This window comes from Streptomyces lushanensis, from assembly GCF_001700515.1.
Taxonomy (GTDB): Bacteria; Actinomycetota; Actinomycetes; order Streptomycetales; family Streptomycetaceae; genus Streptomyces; species Streptomyces lushanensis.
In genome coordinates this window covers 1-2,156 of the sequence record NZ_MAUD01000369.1, presented here as the reverse complement: position 1 = coordinate 2,156, position 2,156 = coordinate 1, and the positions used below count along the sequence as shown (strand labels likewise).

The window sequence follows — 2,156 nt, the reverse complement described above, 5'->3', positions numbered from 1 at the left end:
GCGGCCCGTCATCAGCGGACGTCACAACCTGATCAGCGAGTTCGGCACGGATATCGGCAGGGTGCCGGGCTGGCCGTGAGGTGGGTGGCCCATCGTGACTGGTTCACGGGAAACGAGCCGGAACCCGTTCTCATGGGCAGAGTCGCACGCACACGGTGAAACTTCCCGGATGATCCGCAGGCAGTGAGGAGGGCTGTTCGAAGGGCGAGTCGCTACGCACGCTGCAGACCCTTGCGGCGGTCACGCAAGCTGACCACTTCGCCGTTGGGCGATCCTCCGGAGCGGACAGAGATCTGCGGTGCGAGTGACCGCATCAGAACAGGGTGCAGCCCGAGCTCGTCCGCCGCATGGCGTGAGGAGAGGGATTCGCCGAATCGGCGGGTCATCATCATGCGCATAAGTGCTGGCTGCTCCGGATGTACTGTGACGGGCTCGCGGGACCTCCATTGGTTTGTGGCTATCTGCCGGTAAAGGCTGGACCGGCGAGTGCTGTCGATGAGCGACAGGCCAAATGCTCTTTCGATCAAAGCTTGCATGGAAATGCCCCAGTTGGACTTTAGTACGGCCAGATTCCGCAGTGTGAAGTTTCCGCTCAGAGCCTCGCGTGCCTGCTCCTCGGGGATCAGGAAGGCGCCAGCGAATCTATGGGCCTCTGTCTCTGCCTGCTTGGTTGAAATGGTCCGCCGGGCTGGATGCAGCACAAGATGACCCAACTCGTGGGCGACGGTGAACCTCTGGCGGTCCCCGGCATCTGTGCCGAAGTAGGCGATGAGCTGTGGATCGGCCACCCCTCTCCAGCACGAGACGCCGGAGTGACCGATGGCCACGTCCTCCTGTGCGCCGGACCCGTCGACGAGCACCAGGGGGACCACGGGGATCCCGGCGCGCTCGCAGGTCCGGATGACGTGCTTGAGGATGCCGTCGCGGGCAACTCCGAGCGCGTCCCGGGTTTCCGCTGCCAGCGTTTCGATCCTTGCGTCATCGATTTCTCCCTCGGCCCGCGGCAGGGGGAAGCGGCGCATGCGTGTCTCTGTGATGAGCTGGGAGGCTACGCGATATGCCTCTCGCGCTGTGGCCTTGACCCGGTCGACCTCCTTGGCCGACGCACTGGCCTTCTTGCGGAAGTGCAGTGTGTCCGTCGGGAGATCGTCCGGATCTGCGAGGAAGAAGCTGTACGGGGTTCCCGTGGCGTTGGCCACTGCTAGCAGGGTCTCTTCGCTGGCTGTCCTGTCCCCTGTTTCGATACCGGAGATCATCGACTGCGTCACCCCGGCAATGCTCACAAGTTCTTTCTGGGTCAATCCCATGAGCATACGGAGCGTACGCAGTCGCGCACCGGTATCAAGCACTTCCTTCTTCGCCTTCTTCTTGCTCTTCGTCGTCTTTGAACAGAAAACCCAGGTCGATCTCTTCGTCACTTGACTCGAACGTGAGCTTCGAGAGATCTTCGGCACTGCGCGGCAGCAGCATGTCGTAGTCCGATGTCGAAACAGCGCCAGCCCTGAAGGACTTTGTCGGGCGTACGATCCGGATGACCACCTCGCCCTTTCTGTCAACGTCCCACACGGCCAGCAGTTGGCTTGCCTCGACGCCGATGAGATCCGGTGTCGGGTTCCGATAGTAGTTTATGCGGGCCCGGTTATTTCCCGGCGGCGGCACCGTATCGCCGAACGGCGATCGGTGCAGAAGTCGAATCGACATCGCATTTCGCGACAAAAGAATTCGGCCGCTCCCTCTGCGGGAAGGCGTCCATCCGGCAAGGTCCAGTTTCAGCAGGCGGGCCAGCGCGTGATCCCGCGTCAGATCCGTGCGGCCCTTGAGGAAGCACCGTTCCGCCATCTTGTGGCGATCGTAGTGATCGTTTGCGTTCTGCCGGCCCTCCTCCAGGGACTCGTGGAGCGGGGCCGCGAGAGGCGTGATGGCCTCCGTGATGAACCGTGCATCCTCGGGTCTGAGCATAGCGGTGATTTTATGACCTGGATTCTCAGACTTGCAAGGGTGTGATCCTCGTCAGCTCCTGCCTGTGGCCGCCGTTGCTCTGGCCGGGAGGGCGGACGCCGTCGCCAGGTCGAACTGCGGCTGCCCGCCGTCCGGTTCGACTTCGCCGTCGGTGCGGCCGGGAGGGTGGAGGGCGGGGCCTGTCTCTTATACACATT

At 62.7% G+C, this 2,156-nt stretch carries 2 protein-coding genes; both read right to left on the bottom strand.

Annotated elements, in window-relative coordinates:
* Positions 1-212 precede the first annotated feature (212 nt).
* Positions 213-1,418, bottom strand: coding sequence for a helix-turn-helix domain-containing protein (locus tag BFF77_RS26340; protein ID WP_141698532.1), 1,206 nt, complete (start codon positions 1,416-1,418; stop codon positions 213-215).
* The gene (locus tag BFF77_RS35315; protein ID WP_066954349.1) at positions 1,342-1,959 is read right to left on the bottom strand and encodes a hypothetical protein; all 618 of its coding nucleotides are present in this window, start codon (positions 1,957-1,959) and stop codon (positions 1,342-1,344) included. Before BFF77_RS35315 ends, BFF77_RS26340 begins: the two co-directional genes overlap by 77 nt.
* Positions 1,960-2,156 lie beyond the last annotated feature (197 nt).